This window comes from Brevundimonas fontaquae (assembly GCF_017086445.1).
Lineage (GTDB): Bacteria > Pseudomonadota > Alphaproteobacteria > Caulobacterales > Caulobacteraceae > Brevundimonas > Brevundimonas fontaquae.
The window spans coordinates 1,615,422-1,641,706 of the sequence record NZ_CP070968.1; the positions used below are offsets into that span (position 1 = coordinate 1,615,422).

Genomic DNA, 26,285 nt, shown 5'->3' on the forward strand with positions numbered 1-26,285 from the left:
AACATCGCGTTGGTCGTCCGGGACGATCGCCTGCAGGATCGGATCATGACCCACGCCCCACCCTCCCGATGGATCAGAACCGGCGTCCTGGCGCTTGGCTCGGCGATTGCCGGTGCCGCAGTTATGGCCTTCGCACAGATGCCCGGCTCGGACTTCGATGCGGCGATGGCCGAGGCGATGGAGCGGATGCACCGCGACATGGCGGTAGAATCCACCGGCGACCCAGACGTGGACTTCGCCGCCATGATGATCCCGCATCATCAGGGCGCCATCGACATGGCGCGCGTCGAGCTTCTGTACGGGCAGGACGAGACCATGAAGCGTCTGGCCCAGGGGATCATCATTGAACAGACCCAGGAAATCGCCCTGATGCGCGACTACCTGACCCGCCATTCTGATGCGCCGACGCCGACCGGCGGCGCGACCTCGACCCATCACGGACACGGATCATGACCCTGACAGCCCGCGCCATCGCCGCCCTTGTTCTCAGCCTGTCCGCCGGACACGCCTTGGCCGATCAGGTTCCGGGCGCGGCGGCGGCGCCCGCCATCCCGATCAGCAGCCAGGATCGGTTCTATTCGGCCGACCAGTTCTCCAACACCGTCTCGGTGGTCGATCCCTCGACCAACGGCCTGCTGGGGGTGATTTCCCTCGGCGAACCGACTCCGGCCAACCTCAGCCCGCTCTACAAGGGCCAGTTGCTGGTCCACGGCATCGGCGCGGCGCCGGACGGCAAGACGATCGCCGTGGTCTCGATCGGGTCCAACTCGGTCAGCTTCATCGACACGGCCAGCAACACCGTCAAACATACCACCTATGTCGGGCGCTCTCCGCACGAGGCCTTCTTCACGCCGGACGGCCGCGAGGTCTGGGTCACGGTGCGGGGCGAGGCCTATGTTTCGGTGCTGGACGCCGCGACCTATCAGGAGACCGCCCGGGTCGAGACGCCCAACGGGCCGGGCATGACCATCTTCTCGCCGGACGGCCGCTACGCCTACATCTGCTCCAGCTTCAGTCCCGAGACGGTGGTAGTCGAGACCGCGACCCGTCAGATCGTCGGTCGGGTGGCCCAGGCCAGTCCGTTCTGCCCCGACATCGCCGCCACGCCCGATGGAAGCCAGGTCTGGATGACGCTGAAGGACGTGGGCAAGACCATGGTTTTCAACGCCCGTCCGCCGTTCGCTGTCCTACAGACGCTCGACACCGGCCCCTTGACCAACCACGTCAACATCGTGCGCAACGCGGCGGGCCAGTTCGCCTATGTGACCGTCGGGACCGAGAACCGGGTCAAGGTCTATCGCACCGACACCTTCACGCTCGTGACGGAGATCGAGGTGGGGTCGCTGCCGCACGGTCTGTGGCCCTCCGGCGACGGCTCGCGGATTTACGTCGGGCTGGAGAATGGCGACGGCGTGGCGGTCATCGACACCCTGGCCAACCGCGTGATCGCCACCGTGCCGATCGGTCAGGGACCGCAAGGGGTCACCTATGTGCCGCGTGCGGTCACTCAGGGTGACGGCAGGGCCAACCTCACGCCCCTGGGCGCAGCTCGCGCCTCGCATCAACTCGTTCTGACGGGCGAGGGCGACACCCGGTCCCAGGCGACCTTGTTCGAGCAGGGGCAGGTCCAGATGCTGCAGATCGCCGCCGCAGGCCTCCAACCCGGCAAGCCCTATGTCCTCGCCTTCGCCAATGCGGCGGACGGATCGGGGACGCTCGAGCCTCTGACGAAGTTCATGACCAATCCGGCTGGGTCTGCGGTCGTCAACGCCGTGGGCCCGATCCGTCAGGTGGTCGCCGCCGACGCCGGCGCACCCCGCCGTTGGCTGGTCATCGCCTCGGGCACGCCCGAGGCGATCGGCGCGGTCGTCCAGAGACAGTCGGAATAGGACCGGCCGCCATGCGGATCGACAAGTTCGTCCATAGCTGCCTGCGCCTGACGATCGGTGCAGATCGACTGCTCTTCGATCCGGGCAAGTTTTCGTTCGTCGACGGACGGGTCGATCCTGCTGTCTTTTCGGATGTCTCGACGATCGTCCTGACGCACGGCCATCCCGACCACATCGACCCTGACGCTCTGGCCAGGATCGTGCAGGCGAGTGGCGCGACACTCGTCGGCAACGGCGAGGTCGCCGACAAGCTCGGCGAGAAGGGGCTGTCGGTCACGGTGTTCGAGGAGGGCGAACGGACCTTCGGCGCGTTCCGGCTGCAGGCTCAGCCGGTCGCGCATGAGCCCATCCTGTCGGACGAGAGCCCGCAACTGACAGCCTTCCTCGTCAACGACGTTTTCCTCAACCCGGGCGACAGTTTCGACAGCCGTCTGGATCGGTTCGCGGGCGTGGAGGTGCTGGCCCTTCCGGTGATGGCGCCTTACCTGACCGAGCTCACTGTCCATGCGTTCGCCAAACGGATGAAGCCAAAATCGGTCGTCCCGGTCCATGACGGCTACGCTCGCGACTATTTCCTCAGGCAGCGTTACGACGTCTACGAGCCCTATCTGGACAAGGCCGGGATCAAACTGCACCGGCCGATGGCGCCCGGAGACGGGTTCGACGTCTCTGACCATGACTGACGCAGTCTGCACCTCCACCGGTTTCGCGCGATTGCGATCGCGATAAAATGGCGGCGGCTCGGCGTGGTAACTCAGGTGAATGTCGCCTTTGCGCGGTGACTGTCATGTCCGCTCATGGCGCGAAGCTGGCTTTGCGCTTCGCTGTGGTGGCAGGAGTGGTCACCGAGGCCCCGACGTGCCACTCGTCCCGGTGGGAAGGCAGGCGGCCATGGGGATCGCAACTTTGGGAGCGGACGGCAGCATCGATGTTCTCGAAGCCAGCACGCCGGAGAAGCGGAGCGCGCCGGGGAATAGTTGTTCAACGCCGACCGAGCGCTCACGCGCTCGGTCGGCGTGCGGCGGCGCGCGACTTTGAAGCCAGGCGGAATGAAAGGGCAGGAGATCTGCCGATAGATGACGATGAGCTCCAGGCCTCGCCTGTTCTTCAAAACGTCAGGCTATGGTATCCGCCTATGCCTAGGTATACCGGTACGATTCCCTCGCGCACCACGCCTGCGGCATTGTCAATACACCCCGAAAGATCTCGTGATCACGCGCTTTTTACATCCGATTATTTCTTCATTGTTTTCAACAGTCCACGATCTATTCGGACTACGATACGGCGCTTTAGGTGACCTCTGGTGCAAAGTCCTTGCCGATCAACGCGCTACCGGCCTTCGTGTAATCGAGTGGGAATAACTGGAGGCGGACGGCGCTTTCGACTTGGTTCCGAAGAGGCCTTTAAGCATTTGCTAGGATTGTAAAATTCGTCTATTCTGCAGAAGCCCCTAGAAGGTATTCTTCTGTTGTATTGGACTGGCCTGCGGTAAGCCACTTCCATGATCTAGCAGACTCGGACCTGTCGCTCTGGCTCAGGTACGCCAGATGTCAGTCAGCATTTCCAAGAAATGCTCTGCACTGGGAGACAGGGTCGCGCCGCGCCGCCGCACGATCCCGATCGGCCTGGAAATGATCGGATCGACGATTGCACGGGTGACCAGTATCGGGTGTTCCGCCTGGGGGGTTGCAAGCCGTGGCAGCACCGAGATCCCTAGCCCGGCCTCAACCAGTCCCAACGAGGTAGACAGGTGGGTCACCTCATAGAACCAGTTGAGCTTGATATTGGCCTTGGCCAAAGCGGAGTCGAGCAGCACGCGGTTCCCGCTTGAGCGGTACACAGTGATGAGTCTGTGATTGACCAGCTGCGGCCAGTGAATGTTGTCGTAGGCTGCGAGCGCGTGATCTCTGCGACAGGCGAGAACGAAGGGGTCGTCGAGCAGGGTGTCGAAGCTCAGGTCCGGATCAGAGGCCCCCATCAGATTGATGCCGAACTCGACCTCTCCCCGCGCGACGGCCTGCACGCCTTCATTCGCGGGCAGGTCGAGAATGCGGATTCGAATGTGAGGGAACTCGTCGTTGAACCGCTTGATGACCGTCGGCAGGAAATAGAAGGCGGCGGTGGGCAGGCAGGCGATCGTCACCTGACCCGTTCGCTGAGGCCCCAGCTCCCGAACGGCGAACAGAGACGAGTCAAACTCTTCGATCATTCGCCTCATCAACGGCAGCAGTTCGGTGCCGACCGCCGTGAGAGCCACATTTCGTGTGGTTCGTTCCAGGATCGGGGCGCCGATCGAGGCTTCAAGCTTTTGTATCCGGCGGCTCAACGCCGGTTGAGACAGGTTCAGCGACCGCGCCGCCTTATGGAAGCTGCGCATATCGACCACCGCCAAGAAGGCGCGGATGTCCAACAGTTCACAATTGATAGCCATAACGCATGAGTAGCTGCGAATAACGCATTTTACAAATCAATACTACTGATGCGAATTGCGTCTCAACGAAACAAACCATTCCGGTTTGTGCATCAGTTGATTTGTGTCTTGTCCAACGATCTTGACAGCATCCCGTGCGTGCTCATGCGAGGCGGTACCTCCAAAGGTCCCTTTTTCCTCGCAAGCGACCTGCCGTCCGACGCCAAAGATCGCGACGCCGCCTTGATGGCGGTCATGGGTTCGGGACATCCGCTGCAGATCGACGGGATCGGCGGTGGAAACCCGCTGACCAGCAAGGTCGCCATCGTGTCTCGCTCGAACCACGAGCGGGCTGATGTCGACTACCTGTTCGCGCAGGTCCGTGTGGACGAGCAGATCGTCGATCTGACACCGAACTGCGGAAACATGCTGGCCGCTGTCGGTCCCTTCGCCATTGAGGCCGGTCTCGTCTCGCCGACCGAGGGTGAAACGCGGGTCGTGATCTACAATGTGAATACCGACAAGCTGATTGAGGCCCACGTCCCGACAGAAGCTGGCCGGGTCACCTATCTCGGCGACGCCGAGATCGCGGGAGCGCCCGGGACGGCCGCGCCGATCTCCCTGTCTTTCGCCGATGCCGCCGGCACACTGACGGGCAAGCTGCTGCCCACGGGACTGACCAGCGAAACCGTAGACGGTGTGCGGATCAGCTGCTTCGACTGTGCGATTCCCATGGTGTTGATCAACGCAAGCGACCTTGGCGTCACCGGCGGAGAAACCCCTGCGCAACTCGACGCCGACCCGGATTTCATGGCGCGGCTTGAGACGATCAGGCTCGTCGCGGCGGATCGGATGGGTATCGCCAATGCCAGCGGACGCGTGGTTCCGAAGCCTGTCCTGGTGTCTGCACCTTCAGACGGCGGCACGATCCGGGCGCGCTATTTCATGCCGCACTCGTGTCACACCGCCCTGGCCACCACCGGCGCCGTGGGCATTGCTACGGCGTGCGCTACTCCGGGCACCGTCGCCGCAGATCTGGTCGGGCGGATCGAGACACCCTCGGTCGTCACCATCGAACACCCGAGCGGCACGCTGGAAGTCAGCCTTACGCGCGATGAGCGCGGTGAGATCGTCGCCGGTCTGGTCCGCACAGCCCGCCGCCTGTTTGAGGGCCGCGTATTCCTGAAGCCTCTGTCGCATGGACAGGAGAACTGGACCGCCGCCGCTTAAGGCGACATCCCAAGACCAAGAGCGCCGCAAAGGCGACATCAATCACAGGGACTGAAACGAGGAAGAGATGCGTAAACTGATCCTGGCGGCCGTCTGCGCCGTAGCCTTTGCATCCGCAGGCTGTTCTAAAACCGATGGCCCGGCGGGCGAGGTCGCCACCGTGCGCATGAGCGTGGGCTCCTACAACCTCAACAATCTTCCGTTCTTCGTGGCGGCCGCCAACGGCTATTTCAAGGACGAAGGGTTGGACGTCCGCACAGAGAATTTCGCCCAGGGCGGTTCCAAAGTGCTGCAAGCCCTGGTCGCGGGTTCGACCGACGTGGCGGTCGGCTTCTACGATCACACCATTCAGATGCAGCCCAAGAACAAGGATGTGGTGGGCTTCGTCGTCCTGTCGCGCAACTCCGGCCTGGTGCTGGCGGGCGGCAAGAAGTCGACCTTCGATCCGGCTAGGCCCGAGACCATTCGCGGCGCCAAGATCGGCATCACCGCGCCAGGCTCGTCGTCGGACTTTTTCGTCCGCTACTACCTCCAGCGCCACAACATCCCTCAGGATTCCGTGTCTCTGATCGGCGTCGGATCCGGCGCCGCCGCCGTGGCTGCGCTCGAGCAGGGCAATATCGATCTGTTGGTAAACTACGATCCGGCCGCGACGCTGATCGAGGAAAAGGGCATCGGGCGCATCCTGATCGACGCCCGCAGCGATGAAGGCGCGCGCGAAGTGTACGGCGGCATCTACCCCACGTCGGTGCTCTACGCTGAGCAGCGCTTCATCGACGCCAATCCCAAGACGGTCGAGAAGATCACTCGCGCCGAACTCCGGGCCCTGCAGTTCATCCGCGATCACTCCGCGGAAGAGATCGTCGCCAGCCTGCCCTCGGACTTCATTTCCGGCGACAAGGCGACCTACACGCTGGCTGTCGAGAAGGCCAAGGCGATCTTCTCCGCCGATGGCCGGTTCAATGCGACGGACGTTCAGACGCCCCTGCGTGTGCTGTCAGCATTCAATCCCGACGTTAAGGGCGCGAATGTCGATCTGGCCAAGACCTACACCAACGCCTTTGTCGATCGCGCCGCCGCCTCTCCGGCCGCGGCGGTCCGACCTTGAGTTCAACCCCAGTTAAACAGAAAGGGCCGGGAATGGCTTCCGCTGTACTGAAGATGCCGACGCCGATCCGACCGGCTAAGCATCCCAAACCGATGGTCTGCATCGACGACGTCACCATGGCGTTCGGTGATTTCGTCGCCACGGAAAACGTCAACATCACGGTAGCCGACGGCGAGTTCGTCTCGGTCGTCGGTCCGACGGGGTGCGGCAAAAGCACCATCCTGAATGCGGTCGCGGGCCTTCTTAAGCCGGCGAAGGGCTCTGTGACCATCGATGGTCAGCCGGTTTCAGGAATCCAGGGCGACATCGGCTATCTGTTCCAGCAGGAGGCGTTGCTGCCCTGGAAGACGGCCTTCGAGAACGTCGAGCTGGGGCTCAAATTCCGGTCTGACATCTCCAAAGCCGAACGTGCCGAGAAAGTCGACGCGTGGTTGGCCAAGGTGGGTCTGGCCGGATTTGGAAAACGCTATCCGCACCAGTTGTCCGGCGGCCAGCGCAAGCGCGTTCAGATGGCCCAGGCCCTGATCACCGAACCCAAGGTGATCCTGATGGACGAACCCTTTTCGGCTTTGGACATCCACACCCGCCACCTGATGCAGAACGAGCTTTTGCGGCTTTGGCAGGAAGATCGGCGCGCAGTGATCATGATCACTCACGATCTGGACGAGGCCATCGCCTTGGGCGACCGCGTCGTCGTCCTGGCCTCCGGTCCACGCAGCAGTGTGGTCGAGAGCTTCCCGGTCGATCTGGAGCGGCCGCGTGATGTGGCCGAAATCAAGCTCGATCAACGATTCACAGATCTGTACCGCGACATCTGGGCCTGCCTGCGCGGCGAAGTGGAGAAAAGCTATGCACGTCCTGAAAAATGAACGCGCGATGCAGATCGCCCTGGCGATCTTCATCTTCGGCGGATGGCAGCTTGGGGTGATGACGGGCGTCATCGACAAGTTCTTCTTCCCCGCTCCCAGCGATATCGGCCTCCAAATCTGGAACTGGGTGTCCGATCCCAGCTTCTTCCACCACGTCGTCATCACACTGACCGAGACGGTGTTGGGCTACATCATCGGCACGATGCTTGGTGTCGCCGCAGGCGTCTGGTTGGGGCTCAGCCCGATGGCCGCCCGGATTCTTGATCCCTTCATCAAGGGTTTCAACGCCATCCCGCGCGTGGTCTTGGCGCCGATCTTCGTGCTGTGGCTGGGCTTGGGTCTGTGGTCCAAGGTCGCCTTGGCGGTGACGCTCGTCTTCTTCATCACCTTCTTCAACGCCATGCAGGGCGTGCGTGAGGTTAACCCGGCCGTTCTGGCCAACGCCCGCATCCTGGGCGCCAAACGTTCGGATCTGCTGGTTCACGTCTACTTCCCGGCGGCGGCGAGCTGGATCCTGTCGTCCCTGCGGACCTCCGTCGGCTTTGCGGTCGTCGGCGCCATCATCGGCGAATATCTCGGCGCGTCGGCCGGACTTGGGTATCTGATTGCTCAGGCCGAGGGCAACTTCAACTCAGTGGGCGTCTTCGCCGGCATCATCATCCTGGCCGTTTTCGTCCTCTTCATTGACCGACTGCTGGACGTTGCTGAAAACCGCCTGATCACGTGGCGGCCGCGCGCAGACGCCAAGCCCGCCACTCTCTGACGACGACCCCGCCCGGGCGCCACCCCGGGCGGGATCCATGACGGACATGCCCGCAGCGAATGCGACGGGCCTGTTCGCGGAATTTCCAAGAATAACGACGGCCCCCTCGACCGCCTCTTCGGTCGATCGAGAGCCTGCGCCCTGGGAGGAGCAACCATGTTCAAGAGCACTCTAATCGTGTCCGTCGCCGCCTCTGCTCTGGCGACAGCGTCGGGCGCCCATGCCCAGTCGGTCAACGAGGCGGATCTCGCAGCGATCGTCCAGGCCCAGGCGCGAACCATCGCCGCGCTGGAGGCGCGGCTGGACGCCCTGGAATCCAAGCCGCAGCCGGCACCGCCGGCCGCAGCCGTTGCGACGCCTCCCGCCCCGCAAGTCGCCGCCGCCGCGCCGCCGCGTCCGGACCTTCGGATCGATTGGAGCAAGGGCGCGCCAGAGTTTGCACAAGGCGGCGCATCGTTTCGCCTACGTGGACGGGTGCAGGTCGATGCATCAAGCACGTCGGGATCGGACTTCGCCGACCGCAATATTTCCGGCACCGAACTTCGCGCGATCCGGCTGGGCGCCGAGGGCGCCATTTCACCCAATGTCCGCTATGCCGTGGAAGCTGAGCTGACGGACAACGTCGTCAGTGTGCGTTCCGCCAATATCGAGCTGCTCAAGAAATTCGGCGACGTTGAGGGGTCGCTCACCATCGGTCAGAGGCTGAACGACCGGAGTCTGGATGGGGCGTCGGGCGTCATCTCGGTTCCGTTCGTCGAACGAAACGCAGTCGGAACGGCCATCGGCGCCCAGAAGGGATCCTTCGGCGTAGGGCTTACAGGCCGCCTGACAGGCTCCAACTGGCACATGACAGCGGCGATCACCGGCGAGGATCTGTCCAATGCCGGGGACAACAACGACACCTTCACCGTCACCACTCGCGCCCACTGGAATCCGGTCAAGACATCTGACGTCATCCTGCATCTTGGCGGTTGGGCCTTCTACGAGAACTATCCCCGAACGCTCAACTCAATCTCGCGCAACGCCTATATCGCCGGTCATTTCAATGATCTGGTCCGCAGCTCGAGCGGCGCGCTCGTGGCGCCCGAGCATGGATCGGCCTACGGGGTGGAAGCCGGGGCTTTCGGGCGCGCCTGGATCTATGCCGAAGCTGGCCGCCGCACGGTTGAAGGCGGGCCTGTAACCGGTCGCTACGCTGTCGACCAAAACGCCTGGTCCTTGGCGGGCGGCTGGTTCCTCACGCCGGATAAGGCGGGATATTCAGCCAAGACCGGCGCCTGGTCGCGCACGACGGTGCACTCGCCCGTGACGGAGGGCGGAACCGGCGCGTGGGAAGTTCTGGCGCGCTATGATGCCTACGATTTCACCGACGCACCGACTGGCGGGGACGCCACGGCTGTGACGCTCGGCGTGAACTGGTATTGGACGAGCCAACTCCGCTTCATGCTGAACGCCACCCGGTGGGAAACAGACAACCGGACCGGCGCCTTCCAGGGCGCAGACACGGGGACCACAGTCGTGGTGAGGTCCGCGCTGAGTTTCTAATCACCTTGCATAGCGACGCGCTGTCCAGCAAAGCTCTCGCTGGACAGCGCAAATGGTTCTGCTTGATGGTGCAGCCAATGCTCGCACGGCGCGAGCGAACCGTTGGTGCTGGACCAAAGCGGCATTGTCATTCTCGGCCTGGGAGCCCCCTGCGCTCAGCAGAGCTTGGTGACCTCCAATAGCTGACAGATCCAACGCCTTCCGTTTGTCGATTCAGCCCATGCCGGCGCTTTTCGTCGGCCGTTGAAAATGGCTTTCGAGTGGCCGTGAACGCCCACAAGAGTGTATTTTAGATCTGAACGATCGAATGATTTTTGCTTAATATTGGTAACGTCATAGATGTTCGATATCGTTCCCAACCTCAGCAGAAAGACGTTGTAGTCGATGGAATAGCCGGGAACCCCATTCCAGCTCTCATTGATAATCATTTTGACCCACCGCACCCCACCCTTTGCGGGGTGGCCTGCAGTCGACCTCCAAGCGCCGCTATCTGGGCTGAGTGCTGTTGATCCGCGGATGCTCGACCCAGCCGTACCGCCCCACAAGCACTGCCCTGACCTCAAGAGTGGTAACCGGACGTCAGCATGTCGCGCTGGATGCCCGACACCTGCCGGTGCAGCAACGTCCGCTGTCGGCGCGATGCCGAGCCTAGGGCTTCCCCGGTGTGACGTTCGGGCGATCTGCGCCAGACGCTCGACGCATCACGCCAGTACAGAAAATGTCTGTCGCCATCGGCAGGCCTTCGTTCTAGCCTGACGACGCTGCAATCAAAGGCGGATAAGCCGCTGGATCAGCAAGAGGAAACACACAATGCGCATCCTGTACATCGCCGCTGCGGCCGCCTTGGCCTTGGCGGCCTGCTCCGACCGTACCGAGAAAAACGCCGCCGCCACCGCGGAAAACGCCGGCGACACCGTCGCCTCGGCGGCCAGCGACACAGCCGCGAATGCAGATGCCGCCGCCGACGCGACCGCGGCTGCGGCCAAGGACGCGGCAGCCGACGCCGACGCGGCCGCCGATACCGCGGCGCGCAAGACCGATGCGGCGGCCGACGCCGCAGCGCGGACCCAATAAGACAAACGTCGCGACGCTGCCGATGCATTTCGGCGGCGTCGCGTCACCTTCTAGATGCTGTAGTTCGTGCGACCGGCTCACCGGGCGATTTTTGTCGGGAGACGTCGAGATGCTGGAAGTCGGAACCACCTGCTGGCGCGCCGAAGTCGCGCCCCGCGCCGCGCTACTGGTAGACATGGAGCCTTATCTGGCGGCAGCAAAGGTGGCGATGAGCCAAGCGAGCCGGTCCATCCACTTCCTGAACTGGGCCTTTGATCCCGACACCATCCTTGATCACGAGCCGACGGACGGTTCGGGTCCGCAAACAATCGGCCGCTTCCTCAGAGATCTGTCCGAGGCCCGGCCGGACCTCGAAATACGGATCCTGTGCTGGAAGTCGCCCGTCGCCGTTGCGGCCACTCAGCGGTTCTTTCCCTGGCGCAGTCGTCGCTTCTTCGCCGACACGCGCGTCGATTTTCGTCTGGACGGAACCTTGCCGCCAGGCGCTTCCCACCACCAGAAGGTCATCATCGTCGATGACGCCGTGGCCTTCTGCGGCAGTTGCGACATCGGTCCCGACCGGTGGGATAGTCCCGAACACCTTCACCCCGACCCGCGGCGGGGGAAGACGGCCAAAGGAACGCCCTGCTACGATTGCCGCCATGAGGTCATGGCGATGATCGACGGTCCGCCGGCGGCCACTCTGGGTGATCTTTTCCGCGAACGGTGGGCGAGAGCGACCGGAGAGATGCTTGCTGCGCCGGCTGAAACGGTTTCCGACGTCTGGCCGGCCGATGTGAGGCCCGATCTGGAAAACGTCGAGATCGGCGTGTCCCGAACCCAGGCCCCGTGGAAAGATTTCCCGGAGCTGAGGCAGGGGGAGGCGGCCACCTTGGCCGCGATCGCCTCGGCCAAAACGACCCTCTATATCGAAAACCAGTATTTCACCTCGCCCATCGTCGCGGAGGCCATCGCCCAACGGCTCGATGAAGCCGACGGTCCGGAGGTGATCCTGGTGTCGACCCGGCATTCGCCAAGCTGGTTTGACCAGATGACCATGGACAAGACGCGCTCGGCGTTTCTCAAACGGCTTGAAGACGCGGACCGGCATGGGCGGTTCAGCGCCTACAGCCCCGTCACCCGCAACGGCCGGATCATCATCGTCCACGCCAAGCTCGCCGTCGTCGATGACCGTTTCGTGCGCATTGGCTCCAGCAACGTCAACAACCGATCGCAAGGCTTCGATAGCGAATGCGATCTGACCCTGGATGCGGGGTCGGACCCTGAAGGGGCGGGAGGGGCGTGTATCGGCGTGTTTCGCAACCGACTGATCGCGCACTGGCTAGGGTGCGAAGAAATGCAGGTCACGCAGGCGATAATGACCCACGGCGGCATCAGCGCCGGCATCGAACATCTGCGGGACGAAGGTTGGGATCGTCTGCGCCCGCTTCGATCACGCAGTCACGGCGCCTTTTCCCGGTTCGTCGCCGAACACCATCTAGGCGATCCCATCTCGGCAGCCGACAGTCTTCGACCGTGGCGCCGACCCGCGCAGATGCGACACAAGCTTGCCGCGGCGGCGCATCGGCTGGTCCGCGCAGACATTCCGGCCCCGGACGTGCCGCTCGGCGGTTCGATCGAACCGGGCCTCGGCCAGGACTAACCTTGGATGCTGGCGACCGCTTACTCTTGAAACCTATCGGTTAGGCGTACGAACCTGTCTTCGTTGTCACTTGGTTGAGCCTCATGAAGCTGCCTATGAATCTGGGCGTCCCAACCGAGCCATTCAAATGAACATTTCGCGCCGCCAACTGCTTGCGACGTCGCTAGCGACAGTGGGACTTATGCCGGCAGGCCATGCCGCCGCAGTAGATATTGAGGCTATCGAAGTGGTCGCTGACGGGTTTGCCGAGGCACAAAACTTCAATGGAGTGATCGCGATTGCGATCGCAGGTCGACCGATCTTGATGAAGGCCTACGGGGTGTCCGACGTTCGCGATCGGTCTCCAGCCAACGCCGCCTCGACCTACGCCATTGGCTCCATCTCGAAATGGTTCACGGCAGCCATGGTTCTTCGGCTGGTGGAGGCTGGACTGTTGCGCCTGGATACGCCGCTATCCACGCTTCTTCCGGGTTTCCCTGCGAGCAGTGGAGCGACCGTAACCTTGGCGCACCTCCTGTCCAATACGAGCGGGCTTCCCGATCTTCTGATGCCGGCCGCCAAAGCAAATTCCGATCTGCGAACGTCAACTGCTTCTGCGGGAGAAATGGTCAGCCGTTTCGCGCCGACGGAGACAAAGTTCGTTCCTGGTTCGGACTTCGACTATGCCTTCATGAACTGGGTGATCGTTCGCGCTGTGATTGAAGCTGAGACTGGCGCAAGTTTCGAGGATTTGGCGCAGAGTTTGCTATTCAAACCCATGGGGCTGAGAAACACGGGGATCGCGCGTCGAGGTTTCGAAGGCGTTCCCCGCTTGGTGCCTGCCTTCGATGGTCAGACCGCCGCCGCGCAGTTGGATATGAGCACATGTTATGGCTACGGCGCCGCCTCCGGGACCTTCTATGCCGATGCTGCTGACTTGCTGACATTCGCAGATCAGCTCCTGAGCGGGACGCACTTAACGCCGCAGTCGAAGTCAGACCTTTTGAACGTTCGATACCTGGAGGAGCGCTACGCTCTAGGCGGCAGGGTTCGCGTGGGAGCCGAAGGACCTGTCGCCTGGGAAACAGGCTCCGTAGGAGGCTATAAATCCCTTCTAACTTACCGACTGTCGGATCGTCGATCGGTAGCGGTCCTGAACAATACCGATATGTCGCAGACGGTGATCAACGACTTCGCCACGACCATTTTCGATCTGCCTGCGCCCTAGGCTCCGTACTCAATCAGCTTGCTTTGGAATGCGAAGGCTGATTCCAAGATTCCGGAGGTGCTCCGGATGGCGAAGTCGAAGTCGGTTTACGGGTTGTCGGATGTGGAGTGGGCGGCGATCGAGCCGCATCTGCCGAGAGGCCGTAGCGGCGCGCGGCGTGTAGATGATCGCCGGGTGATCAGCGGGATCGTCCACATGCTGCGGTCGGGCGCCCGATGGCGGGACTGTCCGACCGATTACGGGCCGTACACGACGGTATACAACCGCTTCAATCGCTGGAGCCGACAGGGCGTTTAGAGCGAGGTCTTCTACGCCTGACCGGCAAGAGCGACGTGTTCACTGGCGCGATAGACGCCACCTACGTGAAAGCCCACCGCTCGGCGGCGGGCGCAAAAGGGGGGCCTTCGAAAACGCCATCGGAGCCTCCCGGGGCGGTCGGACGACGAAGATTCACGCCCTGACCGACGACCTGGGCCGGCCCCGAGCCCTGGTTCTGACGGCTGGGAACACCCATGACCTCGTCGGAGCTGCGGCGTTGCTCAGGATTGTGCCGACGCCTCGCAAGCTCCTGGCCGACCGCGCCTACGACGCCCGCAAGTTGCGCGACTGGCTCGCCGAACGAGGCTGCGAACCCGTCATCCCGCCCAACCCGACGCGCAAACATCCCACACCTAGGACCCCGTTGCCTATCGGAGCCGCAACGCCGTCGAACGGATGTTCTGCCGCATCAAGGACTTCCGGCGCATCGCAACCCGATACGACAAACGGGCCGACAACTTCCTGTCCGCCGTGCTTATCGCCGCCGCCGTCACTTGGTGGATGCCGATTGAGTCCGGAGCCTAGATCGAAAAGGTCTTGGGAACTGACTCTTTGGGCCACGGGGGCCGGACCACATTTCCTGCGGGCAGTTAGCGCTCTCGTTGGATCGAAAGCAGACCTCAGCAAAGAGCTAGTAACCGGACTTGCTGCGAGCCTGAATGTCCGGTTCCAAGCGAGCCGCCGATTTCCGCCACTGGCGCACTGGCGACATGGGCCGACGACGCCAGTGATGGTATCGCTTAAGTCCGCCCAGTCGCTCGTGTCGGTATGGACTGTCGGCTATTACAAGCGCTCTGAGAGCGACGCCAACCGTGGTTGGCGTACTCATCAGCGGTCATGAAGTGCCGATGGATGGCAAGATCACTGAAATTCTGCGCCGGCCAAAATCTCATTTGTTCTCAGTATCCTTGGCTGAATGTCCTGTAACGCTGATAGCATATTCACTAGGTTAGAGAAAAATCGGCAATAAACCAGCGCCTTCTGTGTCATCGGGCAATCGAGTGGGAGTGAAGAGCGACCGTAGTTCACCCCAAAATTTACCACGTTCGGCAAGCTCTTCGAACCGGGTTAAGCTTCGATAGCAAAGCTAAGGCGTTGAGGGGGCATGTCCTCGCTTTGGTCAAATCGGTTGGCCCTCAGTTTGAGGCGTTCTAGACGACAAAACGCCATGCCGACCCACCGGGGAGCGGTAAGCGCGAATCCATGCTGCGCGTAGAGCCGGTGCGCTTCGCTGTCGGCCATCAGGCTGACATGGGCTCCCTTGGGGGCGCTTGCGTCTAGGCAATCGACCAGAGAGGCGACGATGGCCTTGCCAAGCCCCCGGCCCTGATGCGCGGGATGGACCGCGATATCCACCAACTTAAAGAAAAGGCCGACGTCTCCAACGATCCGCTCCATCCCGGCAGCGTCGCGATTGCGTCTGATCACCATGGGGTAGACGGTGCTGGGCAGGCCCGCCACTGGGCCCTCGATCGTTTTCGGTGAAAGACCCGCTTCGACGCGCAGTCTCAGATTGTCGGCAGGGCGGGGTGTTTCGGCTATGAGGCGTTAGTCGTCGGTCATGAATATCCCCGGAGCGGGGCCAGGGCGTCAGACGGAGGAGCGGCGCTATGGACAGGCGTTACTGTGCTTCGGCATAGACACTGTTGACCTTGTTCCAGTTCAGGACGACCCACCTAGCGGTGACGTAGTTGGCGCGCTTATTTTGATATTTCAGATAATAGGCGTGTTCCCAGACGTTGACGTGAGTAAAGGCGCGCCACGGAGCTCGGCGAGGTCTATCAAGGGATTATCCTGGTTGGACGTCGAGGTGATCTGCGTCGCTCTCGGTGGCTTGAGTTGCCAGCTTCTCGCCGAATGCGGCCGCTGGATTTAGCCGGGCAAGTTTTTGTGATCGACAAACGCAGGGTGGACCGCGCAAGTAAAGGCCTCGACGCACACTCGACAGGTCGAGGCGGCAAGGGCAATGAGGCGCATGCCCACGTCCACGGCCCGACCCGACCTTGCTCAGCAGATCGTAGAGGCGGCGATTGCTCAAGCCGCGCTGGGGGGTCTGGATAGTCTGACTCTGCGCGATCTGGCTCGGATGGTCGGCAAGAGCACGACCGTGATCGTCAATCTGTTCGGGACCAAGTCAGGCGTAGTTCAGGCGGCAGGCGAGGAAGCCTTGCGGCAGGATGCAGCCTTTCACGAGGTTTTCTTCGGATCGGTGGCTGACCTGCCCCTGGAACGGGGCAGCCTGATGGCCCTGAGCCAAACCTATCTGCGCCGTCGGGTCGGGGACGAGGCGGGATTCGCCCGCATTTGGGAACCGCTTCTGCTTGACGCCGCCCCGTCCTCGGAGCGGCGGGGTCTGATGAAGCGGTGGCACGCCATGCGCTGTGCCGCCTGGCGTCGGCATCTGGCGCGCGATGCGCGGCTGGACGCCTTTGTGGAGCCTCTCGTCGCCTGGCTGACGTTCGAACAATATTATGCCGGCGCTCTCCGCGACCGGGCGGACTATGGCGTCGTCGCCGCCGAGGGGCTGGGCGCCCTGATCGATCGCGCCTTTGGTCTGCCCGATGGTCCCCCCACCGCGACCTTCTGGTATCGCGACGCCATGGTCCTGCCTCAGGCCCCGGCCCGGGACGCCGAACCCGAGGCCATGCGGCGCAAGCTGCTGGACATCGCGGCGGACCAGATTCTGGCCGGCGGCATCACCGCCATCACCAATCGCTCGGTCAGCGCCGTGGCCGCGACCTCGACCTCCACCATCGCCTATCACTGGCCGGACATGCGTCATTTCGTGCTGGACGCCGTCTGGCACAGCGTATTCCGCGACATGCCGGGGCACTTGGCCGGCCATGCGCCGGATGGCGATCCGGCCGTTGTCGATCTGGATCGCTGGGCCACCATCATGGCGCCGACCGTGGCCATCGGGGGCGAGGCCGAAGGCTTCTACGTCCGATACGCCCGACTGATCGCCAGCATCTGCATCGAAGCCCGGCGCGATCCGTCCCTGCGCGACCTGGCCATGCTGCTGCGCGGACCGGAGGGCGGGGGCACCTATTACAAGCAAACGGGCGTCTGGCCGGCCGAGTTCGATCTCAACCGTCTGGCGGCCACCCGTTTCGCCCTGTGGATCAAGGCCGAGGCCCTTCTGTCCTGCGCGCGGGGCCGGCCGCTGGATAAAGACGCCCTGAAGACGGCAGCTTGCCTGCTGGTTGCACACCAGAAGTCGTAGAACGCGTGTTACTGGTTTGTCGCGGCTGGTCGGCCGTCATCTGACAAGAACAGTTCCTACAAGCGTCACAAAAGCATCGTTCGCGCGGCCTATTGCGGCATCGTTGTCGAACAGTTGTTTTTCCGACGCGACGAAGACGCTGCATTCTCGTCTCCCCCGAGCTGCTCGCGTCTCGACCAAAGCGCGGAAGCAACGGCTGTTCGACGACGTCCCGAAACACATCGACACGCGAGGGCGGGGGCCCCGCGCGTCGCCCGATGGATGCTCAAAATGAAACGTCTACTTCTCGGCCCTTCGGTCGCCGCGCTCACCTTGGCGGCGCTGCCGGCTGCCGCTCAAACGCAGTCCGAGGCTGCGACCGCATCGGTGGACGACGTCATCGTCACGGCCCAGCGTCGCGCTGAATCCTCGCAGAAGGTGGGCCTGGCCCTGACCGTCATCTCGGGCGAGACGCTGGACGACCGCAACATCCAGACCGTCAACGATTTGGAGAACACGGTGCCCAGCCTGGAGGTCGACAGCCAACTGGGCGGCGGCCAGCCGCAGTTCCGCATTCGCGGCGTCGGCCTGACCGACTACGCCGCCAACAACACCTCGACGGTGGGCATCTATGTCGACGAGGTCGCCTATCCCTACGGCGTGATGACGCAAGGGCTGCTTTACGACATCGCCCGCATCGAGGTTCTGCGCGGACCGCAGGGCACGCTGTACGGCCGCAACACCACTGGCGGCGCGGTCAGCGTCATCACCAAAGCCCCAACCGACCATGTCGCCGCGGGCCTGAACCTGAGCTACGGCAGTTATGATGCGGCCAAGCTGGAGGGCTATCTGTCGGGTCCGGTCGCGGAAAACTTGACCGCGCGCCTGTCGGTGGCGGCGGAATCGGGCGGCGCCTGGCAATACCATCGCGACACCGGCGAAAGTCTGGGCGACAAGGACACCAAGGCCGCCCGCCTGCGCGTCAACTGGACCCCGACGGCCCAGACCGACATCGACCTGAACCTGCACTACAGCCGCGACCAGTCGGACGGCCGGGGCCTGCGCCTGATCACCAGCCCCTTCACCTCGGGCGGCGGCCGGGTCTATCCGATCGACGTGTCGCACCGCATCACGGGCTGGGGCATCAGCCCCTATTTCGCCCAGCTGATCGGCGCCTCGCCGAACGCCAAGCCGTTCCGCGACAACGAGGGCAAGGGCGTCAGCCTGCGCCTGAACCAGGATCTGACCTGGGCGACCCTGACGGCCATCGCCAGCTATGAGACGTTCGACCGCAACGAGTTCAACGACTGGGACGCCACCGCGTCGAACGAGGCGGGCACCTTCTTCTTCAACGACATCAAGACCTCGTCGCAGGAGGTGCGCCTGGCCTCGCCGATCGGCGGCCGCGCCCAGTGGCTGGCGGGCGTCTATCACGCCAACGAAAGCGTGGACGGCGGCTTTTACTCCGACTTCTCGCAGGCCCGGAACCTGGGCTTCTACATGAGCACGACTTATGGCCAGAAGGTCGAGACGACCGGGGTGTTCGGCAATCTGGACTTCAGGCTGACCGACCGCCTGACCCTGGTCGGCGGCCTGCGGTACGAGGATGAGACGCGCGAGCTGAACAACTTCAAGACCGAAATCCTGGCGCCTAATCCGACGATCCGGGCGACGGCCTCCAAGTCGCAGTCGATGCGCGAATGGACCGGCAAACTGGGTGTCGAATACACGGTCAGCGACGACATCCTGACCTACGCCAACGTCTCGCGCGGCGTGAAGTCGGGCGGTTTCACCACCTACAACAGCGGCCTCCCGGACCAGTTGGAGCCGTTCAAGTTCGAAGAGTTGATCGCCTATGAGACCGGGGTGAAGTCCAGCTTCCTGGACCGCAGGCTGCAGTTCAACGCCGCCGCTTTCTACTATGACTACCGCGACCAACAGTTGCAGGGCGTGCTCTACACCCAGACCGGCCGCGTGGGCCGGATGATCAACGTGCCCAAGTCCCACATCCAGGGCGCGGAGATCGAGGCGGTGTGGCGGCCGCTGCCGAACCTGACCATCACCCAGGCCCTGGCATACAAATACGGCGAATACGACGAGTTCTTCTTCGTCAATGCAACCGCGACCGAGGCGGCCAAGGACCCGGTGACGGGCCAGTACAACACCATCGTCTACAGCGACCGCGCCGGCGAGCGGCTGCCCTTCCCCAAATGGGACTACAAGGGTTCGGTCGCCTACAACTGGCAGATGGGCGACTGGGCCGTGGATGCCCAGACCAACTACGCCTTCCGCGACGAGAAGTTTTCCACCTCGTCCAACTCGATCATCGACTCCTACTGGCTGGTCAACGCAGGGGTGACGATGCGGCCGATGAACGGGAACACTGCGTTCGGCGTCTTTGTGAACAATCTGACGGATTCCTATTCCGAGGAATCGCGCAACCGCTTCATCTCGGCGGCGACGGGTTCCCCCAATCCGCCGCGCACCTGGGGCGTGCGCCTGATCTATCGTTACTGATCCAGCCGGGGCTTCGGTCGCCTGGCCGAAGCCCGTTCTTTCGCCGGGAGATCGCGCCGTGCAGACTATCTGGAAACGCCTGACCTGCGCCCTTCTGGCGGTCGGGGTCGCCCTGGCCTCGGGCGCGGCCCTGGCCCAGCCGGTGCCCCGCCGGTTCACCATCGCCGTCATTCCCGACACGCAGAACTACGCCGACTTCACCCATCAGCGCGCGGCGAGCTTTCCCTTCGATGCACGCGATCTGATGACCGAGCAGCTTCAGTTCATCGCCGATCAAGCGGCCTCGCGCGGCGGCGACATCGTCTTCGCCACCGCCGTCGGCGACGTGTGGCAGCATCCGGTCCTGGCCATCGACCCCGACCATGCCGCGCGCGGCTTTCGTCCCCGGCCAATGTCCGGCGGAGATAATCTGGTCAAGATGGCCGAGGGGGTGCGGACGGTCGAGATTCCGGCCGCCATCGCCGCATACGACCTTATCGACGGCGTCCTGCCGTTCTCGGTCGTGTCGGGCAATCACGACTACGACGGTCAGTGGTGGGACGAGCAATGGCCCCAGGACCTGACCGCGCCGGCCGGCGACCTGCGCCGCCTGGGCATGATCCACATCGGCGGCCTGACCGCCTGGAACCAGGCTTTCGGAGCGGACACGAAGTTCTTCAAGGACCGGCCCTGGTATGTGGCCTCTCACGACGGCGGCGCCGACAGCGCCCAGGTGTTCGAGGCGGGCGGCTATCGCTTCCTGCACATCGGCCTGCAGATGGCCCCCTCGGACGCCAGCCTGACATGGGCCGAGACGGTCATCCACGCCCATCCCGGCCTGCCGACCCTGATCACCACCCACGACTTCATCGACAAGACCGGCAAGCGCCGCGCCCATCCGGTGGTCGATCTGCACGCGCTGGACCCCTACGATAACGACGCCCAAGGGGTGTGGGACAAGCTGATCGCCCGCAATCCGCAGATCTTCATGGTGCTGAGCGGTCATCACAACGGCCAGGCCTTCCGCACCGATCTCAACCGCCAGGGCGGCGCCGTCTATCAGCTGCTGTCGGACTATCAGGACCGCAATCAGACCGGGCGGGACGCAGGCTTGACGCCGGATCGCGCGCCGGGAATCGGCGATGGCTGGATGCGGCTGATGGCGTTCGACATGACCGGCGAGACGCCGACGGTGCGGGTGCGCGCCTATTCGACCCATTATCGTCAGTATGCGTCGGATCAGCCGGAATACGCGCAACGCTACAAGCCTAACGAGCAGCCTCAGATGAGCGACGCCGACTTCGTCGCCAGCGACGACTTCGTCATCCGCCTGGAGGATTTCCGCGCCCGCTTCGGTCCGGGCGCCGCTGGCGGGAGCGCCGGTCAATGAGCGTCCTGAACGCCGGCTTTTCTCGCCGCGCCCTGATCGGGTGGCTGGTCGCCGCCCCCGTCGTGCTGCGCTTCGGCCGGGCCCAGGCGGGCGGGGCCTATCTGTTCCCGCTGGGCGTCGCCAGCGGCGATCCGTGGCCGGACGGTTTCGTGTTGTGGACGCGGCTGGCCGTCGATCCGCTCGCCGCCGACGGACAGGGCGATCTGGCCGTGCCCATCCCGGTGCGCTGGGACGTCGCCGCCGACGAGGGTTTTTCCCGCATCGTCGCCTCGGGTCAGGTCATAGCCGAGGCCGCCGACGCCCATTCGGTCCATGTTGAGGTCCAGGGCCTGACGCCCGGCCGGCCTTACTGGTATCGGTTCACCGCCGCCGGCCAACGCAGCCCGGTCGGCCTGGCCCGCACGCCACCGGCGCCGAACGCGGAGGTGAATCGGCTGAAGCTGGCCGTCGCCTCCTGCTCGAACTGGGAGGTCGGCTATTTCAGCGCCTATGGCCATATGGCCGACGAGGCGCCGGACCTGACCCTGTTTTTGGGCGACTACATTTACGAATACACCCGCACCGGGGCGCGGGCGGCCAATATCGTGCGGCCTTACGGGTTCGAAGACGCGACGACCCTGGCCGGCTATCGCAATCGCTATGCGCTGCACCGCACCGACGCGGACCTGCAACGCCTGCACGCTGCGGCGCCCTGTCTGGTCGTCTGGGACGACCATGAGGTGCTGGACAACTATTCCGGCGTATGGGCCGACAAGGGCGGCCGGCCGGACGATTTCCTGCGCCGCCGCGCCGCCGGCTATCAGGCCTTCTACGAGGCCATGCCGATCCGTCGCACCCGCCTGGATCGCCGCCTGCAGATGCCGATCCACAAGCGCGTCCGCTATGGCAAACTGGCCGAGTTCTTCATGCTGGACGGCCGCCAATATCGCTCGCGCGGGGCCTGCGTGGACGAGGGCGGCGCCAGGGGCCAGATCGTCGCTGACGCCCAGTGCCTGGACCGCGCCGACCCGTCGCGCACCTTCCTGGGCTTCGAGCAGGAGCGCTGGCTGTACGACGGCCTGGCGGGCGCCGAGGCGCGCTGGAACATTTTGGGCCAGGACTTGGTCATGGCCGGTCTGCGGTTCGAGAACCCCAACGGCGAGACCCGCTACTGGACCGACACCTGGGACGGCTTCCCCGCCGCGCGCGACCGCATGGCCCAGGCGCTGCACACGATCAAGCCGCGCAACCCGGTGGTCCTGGCCGGCGACTACCATTCCTTCTGGACCAACGACGTCCTGTTGGACAGCCGTGACGAGCGCTCGCCGGTGGTCGCGACCGAGTTCGTCGGCACGTCCATCACCTCCGGAGGCCCGCCCTACGACAGTCTGATGGCGGCCATGCCGGCCAATCCGCACATCAAATTCTTCGACAGTCGCGTGCGAGGCTACATTTCGATGGAGGTCACGCCCCAGCGGATGACCGCCCGCTATCAGGCCGTCAGCGACGTGCGCGATCCGAAGGCCTCGCTGTCCATCCTGAAGAGCTGGGTCGTCGAGGACGGCCGTCCCGGCGCCCAGATCGACTGATTTCCCCAGAGCTTCCGAGTTTCCATGCGTCTTTCCCTCTTCGTTCGCCGGTCGATGGCGGCCGCCCTGGCCCTGGCCCTCGTCGGCTGCGCCTCCGCGCCTGCGCCGACCCCCCGACTTCTGGACGGGCTTCCGCGATCACCCGCACGGCTATCTCGACAAGGCGCATGCACCCGACGCTTCCACCTTCCTGCCGCCGCCGCCCGAGGCCGGATCGCTGAGGGCGCAGGACGACCTGGCCTATTATCGCGCCACCCGCGCGCTGAAGGCCACGGCCCGATGGGACCAGGCGCGCGCCGACAACGAGATCGAGACCCCGTCCGCGCCGCGGGTGTTCGACCAGGCGCTGGGCGTCGCCTTCGTCCCCGAACGGATGCCGACCCTGACACGGCTGCTGGGGCGGATGCTCGGCGACCTGGAGACGATCCAGACCCCGGCCAAGCGCGGCTTCACCCGTGCGCGTCCCTTCGTGGCCGAGCCGGCCGAGACCTGTTTCACGCCCGAGCCGTGGCTGGCGGCCAGCGGCTCCTACCCTTCCGGCCATTCGGCCATGGGCTGGGCCTGGGCGCTGGTCCTGTCGGAAATGGCGCCGGACCGCGCCGACCAGATCCTGGCGCGCGGCCTGGCCTATGGCGACAGCCGCGCGATCTGCGGCGTCCATTACGCCAGCGACGTCGAAGCCGGCCGCATCGTCGGTGCGGCTCTGTTCGCCGCCCTAAAGGCGAACCCGACGTTCCAGGTGGACTTCGCTACGGCGCGCCTGGAACTGGCTCGCGAGAGAAGGCTGGCAAGATGAAGTCGCGTTGTCAGGTTGATTGGCGCGCACCGACCTTGCCTAGCTAGGCTGTTAGGCGAGGGATCGCGCTCCCCGTCGATCTGACCACAGCGATGAGGGGACGCGCGCGCCGCTGCGGAAGGAACGGTCCTGCGCGCTCGGCATCCAAGCCGTCGACGCTCATCACCCCAGCAATCCGCGAACTGGAACGGTCCTGAGCCGCGATCCAATATCGTCTCCTAGCGTCCGGCCACTTTGCGGCGCAGGATGAGTCGATAGCGCAGCCGTCGAAGTCGGCGTTCAAGGCGCGCCATGTGTTGGCGATGGCCTTTTAGCCGACTTCCAGTGGCAAGGCGGAGTCGAGGACCATCGCCCTGACTGACGTGGGATGACGACGCGCCAATGTCAGGGTTAAACACGTTCCGTAAGACAGGGCTTAGAGGTTGAAATGCGGGTAGCCCAGAGCGACGAGGAGGTCGTTGATATCGTCCGCAGCCTCCGCGGAAGTGCAGCCGTCAAGATCCGCACGAGCGACGACGTGTCGCGATCGACAGGTCGCAGCGGCCGCAGCCAGCCCGGCACCCGCCGCCTTCGCCCTCAGCCGCGCCACCGCGATCTCATGTTTCGCCTCGATGATCTGCGGGCAATCTAGCGCTGGGGTGGACAACCGAGCCCCCCGTGGCTCTAGAAACACCTGATCGCGCTGTTCAAGGAAGGGTTTGTTCCGTCTCGACCGTTGTCCCCTCAGAGCGCTGTTTCTTGGGCCGTCGGTCAAGAACGACGGGATCAGCGACGGGTTTGGACGACCGACTGGGGAAGATCATCACCTGCAGCCGGATTAGACGGCTGGCGGCGGTGGCCCGGTTCGGGGACGCTGAGCGTTCCGCATTCGATCTTCTCATCTTGCGCAACCTCGACAGCGCAGAGGCCGCTCTCAAAAGTTTATCGCGCAGGCGCCGCCTGAGCGAGAGCCGTTGCAGGGATGGCCGTGATGAACGGAAGCTGCAGTACGGTTCGCTTGAATATGTCGATCCCCGTTTCGAGGCGAGCGTCACGGCGTCTGCCGCGTAACGCAATTTAATCATTAGTAACGGGCCCATCAGTAAGCAGAGATTGCAACCTAGCCTGGGAAGATGACAGCGAACGTATGCGTCTCGGAACGGAAGCGATATCTGCTTGTGCTAGTTCTCAGACCTTGTGATTCGACCGACGTTCATGACTCAAATTAGAGTTGTAGCTCGATTTGGAAATGCGAGTGACAGTCTCCTCTGCAAGATTAAGCAAATTCCAGTTGAGCTCAGACCTCAGTCGACCTACACGCTATAAATGGTAAGACCAATTCTAGGCGCGTAATGGCTCATCCGTTCAAGCTCAATCCTGATCGCCTGTTTCCGGCCGACGCCGACACCCGGGCCATCGCCCGTCGCCTCTATGCCGAGATCAAGGGGCTGCCGATCATCAGCCCGCACGGCCATACGGACCCAAGCTGGTTCGCGCTGAACGAACCGTTCGCCAATCCGGCCGAGCTGCTAATCACGCCCGACCACTACGTCTTCCGGATGCTGCACTCGCAGGGCATGGCGATGGAGGAGTTGGGCGTGCCGCGCGCCGATGGCGGGCCGGTCGAGACCGATCCGCGCAAGATCTGGCGGCGCTTCGCCGAGAACTATCACCTGTTCCGGGGGACGCCTTCGCGCATGTGGCACGACTGGGTCTATGCCGAGGCCTTCGGCATGGATGTGCGCCTGTCGGCCGAGACGGCCGATCACTATTACGACGTCATCGACACAGCGCTAAAGACTGAGGCCTTCAAGCCGCGCGCCCTGTTTGACCGCTACAACATCGAAGTCCTGACCACGACCGAGAGCCCGCTCGACACGCTGGATCACCACAAGACCATTGCGGCCTCGGGCTGGAAGGGCAGGGTGCTGACCGCCTATCGCCCCGACCCGGTGCTGGATCCCGACTATGAGGGCTTCCGCGACAATCTGAAGGTCCTGGCCGATCAGACCGGCCGCGAAACCCTGTCGTGGGAGGGCTATCTGCAGGCCCTGCGTGACCGCCGGGCCTTCTTCATCGAGATGGGCGCCACCTCGACCGATCACGGCCATCCAACGGCCTTCACCGCTGACCTCTCTAAGGCGGATGCCGAGGCCCTGTTCAAGCGGGTCTCGACCGCCCCGGCCTCGGCCGCCGATGCTGAACTGTTCCGCGGCCAGATGCTGACCGAGATGGCCGCCATGTCGGTCGAGGACGGGCTGGTCATGCAGCTTCACCCCGGATCGTTCCGCAACCATTCCGCCACCGTCTTCAACCGTTTCGGCCGTGACAAGGGCTGCGATATCCCGACCCAGACGGATTACGTCCGGGCGCTGAAGCCGCTGCTGGATCGGTTTGGGTCGGACACGCGTCTGACCCTGATCCTCTTCACCCTGGACGAGACCGCCTACAGCCGTGAACTGGCGCCGTTGGCTGGCCACTATCCGGCGCTGAAGCTGGGGCCGAGCTGGTGGTTCCACGACAGCCCAGAAGGCATGCGCCGGTTCCGTGAACAGGTCACAGAGACGGCTGGCTTCTACAATACCGTCGGCTTCAACGACGACACCCGCGCCTTCCTGTCCATTCCGGCGCGTCACGATGTGGCGCGGCGCATGGACTGCGGCTTCCTAGCCAAGCTGGTCGTCGAGCGCCGGATGGAGGAGGACGAGGCGCACGAGTTGGCCCACGCCCTGACCTACGGCCTGGTCAAGGCGGCCTACAAGCTGTGAGTCGAGAGGCGGGGACCGCTTATGTCCCGAG

Annotated in this window: 20 protein-coding genes and 1 pseudogene; 18 read left to right on the top strand and 3 right to left on the bottom strand. The window is 63.7% G+C overall.

Features of this window, described 5'->3' with window-relative positions; all coding sequences use genetic code 11:
- Positions 1–45: 45 nt before the first annotated feature.
- Genes copM through JX001_RS07955 form a run of 3 tightly spaced genes read left to right on the top strand, consistent with a single transcriptional unit; the run spans position 46 to position 2,572 of the window.
- The gene (copM, locus tag JX001_RS07945; RefSeq protein ID WP_066554618.1) at positions 46–453 is read left to right on the top strand and encodes a CopM family metallochaperone; all 408 of its coding nucleotides are present in this window, start codon (positions 46–48) and stop codon (positions 451–453) included.
- Positions 450–1,889 carry a YncE family protein gene (locus JX001_RS07950; protein WP_055808301.1) on the top strand — a complete coding sequence of 480 codons (1,440 nt, stop codon included), beginning with the start codon at positions 450–452 and terminating at the stop codon, positions 1,887–1,889. The genes copM and JX001_RS07950 overlap by 4 nt, the downstream gene beginning before the upstream one ends.
- An 11-nt stretch (positions 1,890–1,900) precedes the next feature.
- Entirely contained in the window at positions 1,901–2,572 is a 672-nt protein-coding gene (locus JX001_RS07955) for an MBL fold metallo-hydrolase (RefSeq protein ID WP_055808303.1), read from the top strand.
- An 851-nt stretch (positions 2,573–3,423) separates the two neighbouring features.
- Here the strand turns inward: JX001_RS07955 and JX001_RS07960 are convergent.
- A complete protein-coding gene (locus JX001_RS07960) occupies positions 3,424–4,299 on the bottom strand; it encodes a LysR family transcriptional regulator (protein ID WP_241004803.1) in 876 nt (291 codons plus the stop codon).
- A gap of 129 nt (positions 4,300–4,428) precedes the next feature.
- Between JX001_RS07960 and JX001_RS07965 the strand changes: the two genes are divergently transcribed.
- The 9 genes and pseudogenes from JX001_RS07965 to JX001_RS08005 all read left to right on the top strand — a co-directional run bounded on the left by JX001_RS07965 (position 4,429) and on the right by JX001_RS08005 (position 14,580).
- A complete protein-coding gene (locus tag JX001_RS07965) occupies positions 4,429–5,529 on the top strand; it encodes a 4-oxalomesaconate tautomerase (RefSeq protein WP_205682996.1) in 1,101 nt (366 codons plus the stop codon).
- Between the two features lie 67 nt (positions 5,530–5,596).
- A complete protein-coding gene (locus tag JX001_RS07970) occupies positions 5,597–6,637 on the top strand; it encodes an ABC transporter substrate-binding protein (RefSeq protein ID WP_205682997.1) in 1,041 nt (346 codons plus the stop codon).
- Positions 6,638–6,669: 32 nt separating this feature from the next.
- Positions 6,670–7,506, top strand: a complete 837-nt coding sequence (locus JX001_RS07975; protein ID WP_112862291.1) for an ABC transporter ATP-binding protein — start codon at positions 6,670–6,672, stop codon at positions 7,504–7,506.
- Positions 7,487–8,269: an ABC transporter permease gene (locus JX001_RS07980; RefSeq protein WP_112862290.1), complete on the top strand. Its 783-nt coding sequence runs from the start codon at positions 7,487–7,489 to the stop codon at positions 8,267–8,269. Before JX001_RS07975 ends, JX001_RS07980 begins: the two co-directional genes overlap by 20 nt.
- A gap of 156 nt (positions 8,270–8,425) precedes the next feature.
- Positions 8,426–9,814, top strand: a complete 1,389-nt coding sequence (locus JX001_RS07985; RefSeq protein WP_205682998.1) for an OprO/OprP family phosphate-selective porin — start codon at positions 8,426–8,428, stop codon at positions 9,812–9,814.
- An 810-nt stretch (positions 9,815–10,624) separates the two neighbouring features.
- Entirely contained in the window at positions 10,625–10,888 is a 264-nt protein-coding gene (locus JX001_RS07990) for a hypothetical protein (protein ID WP_017503879.1), read from the top strand.
- A 109-nt stretch (positions 10,889–10,997) separates the two neighbouring features.
- Positions 10,998–12,530: a phospholipase D-like domain-containing protein gene (locus JX001_RS07995; protein ID WP_205682999.1), complete on the top strand. Its 1,533-nt coding sequence runs from the start codon at positions 10,998–11,000 to the stop codon at positions 12,528–12,530.
- A gap of 127 nt (positions 12,531–12,657) precedes the next feature.
- Entirely contained in the window at positions 12,658–13,737 is a 1,080-nt protein-coding gene (locus JX001_RS08000) for a serine hydrolase domain-containing protein (RefSeq protein ID WP_205683000.1), read from the top strand.
- A gap of 66 nt (positions 13,738–13,803) precedes the next feature.
- Positions 13,804–14,580 (top strand): annotated as a pseudogene (locus JX001_RS08005) (IS5 family transposase).
- A gap of 543 nt (positions 14,581–15,123) precedes the next feature.
- On the opposite strand, the gene JX001_RS08010 reads toward JX001_RS08005, so the two are convergent.
- Complete coding sequence (locus tag JX001_RS08010; RefSeq protein WP_205683001.1) at positions 15,124–15,516, bottom strand: GNAT family N-acetyltransferase; 393 nt, start codon at positions 15,514–15,516, stop codon at positions 15,124–15,126.
- A 160-nt stretch (positions 15,517–15,676) separates the two neighbouring features.
- Positions 15,677–15,772, bottom strand: a complete 96-nt coding sequence (locus JX001_RS16265; protein ID WP_241004830.1) for a Fe-Mn family superoxide dismutase — start codon at positions 15,770–15,772, stop codon at positions 15,677–15,679.
- A 258-nt stretch (positions 15,773–16,030) separates the two neighbouring features.
- On the opposite strand from JX001_RS16265, the gene JX001_RS08020 reads away from it, so the two are divergent.
- From JX001_RS08020 to uxaC, 6 genes are all read left to right on the top strand, one after another.
- Positions 16,031–17,278, top strand: a complete 1,248-nt coding sequence (locus JX001_RS08020; protein WP_241004804.1) for a TetR/AcrR family transcriptional regulator — start codon at positions 16,031–16,033, stop codon at positions 17,276–17,278.
- 270 nt (positions 17,279–17,548) lie between these two features.
- Positions 17,549–19,774 (top strand): TonB-dependent receptor, encoded by a 2,226-nt coding sequence (locus tag JX001_RS08025; protein WP_205683003.1) that lies wholly within the window; start codon positions 17,549–17,551, stop codon positions 19,772–19,774.
- Between the two features lie 58 nt (positions 19,775–19,832).
- Positions 19,833–21,143: a metallophosphoesterase family protein gene (locus JX001_RS08030; protein ID WP_205683004.1), complete on the top strand. Its 1,311-nt coding sequence runs from the start codon at positions 19,833–19,835 to the stop codon at positions 21,141–21,143.
- Complete coding sequence (locus JX001_RS08035; RefSeq protein ID WP_205683005.1) at positions 21,140–22,711, top strand: alkaline phosphatase D family protein; 1,572 nt, start codon at positions 21,140–21,142, stop codon at positions 22,709–22,711. Before JX001_RS08030 ends, JX001_RS08035 begins: the two co-directional genes overlap by 4 nt.
- Positions 22,712–23,042: 331 nt before the next feature.
- Positions 23,043–23,507, top strand: coding sequence for an acid phosphatase (locus JX001_RS16270; RefSeq protein ID WP_241004805.1), 465 nt, complete (start codon positions 23,043–23,045; stop codon positions 23,505–23,507).
- Between the two features lie 1,331 nt (positions 23,508–24,838).
- Positions 24,839–26,254 (top strand): glucuronate isomerase, encoded by a 1,416-nt coding sequence (uxaC, locus tag JX001_RS08045; protein ID WP_205683006.1) that lies wholly within the window; start codon positions 24,839–24,841, stop codon positions 26,252–26,254.
- Positions 26,255–26,285 lie beyond the last annotated feature (31 nt).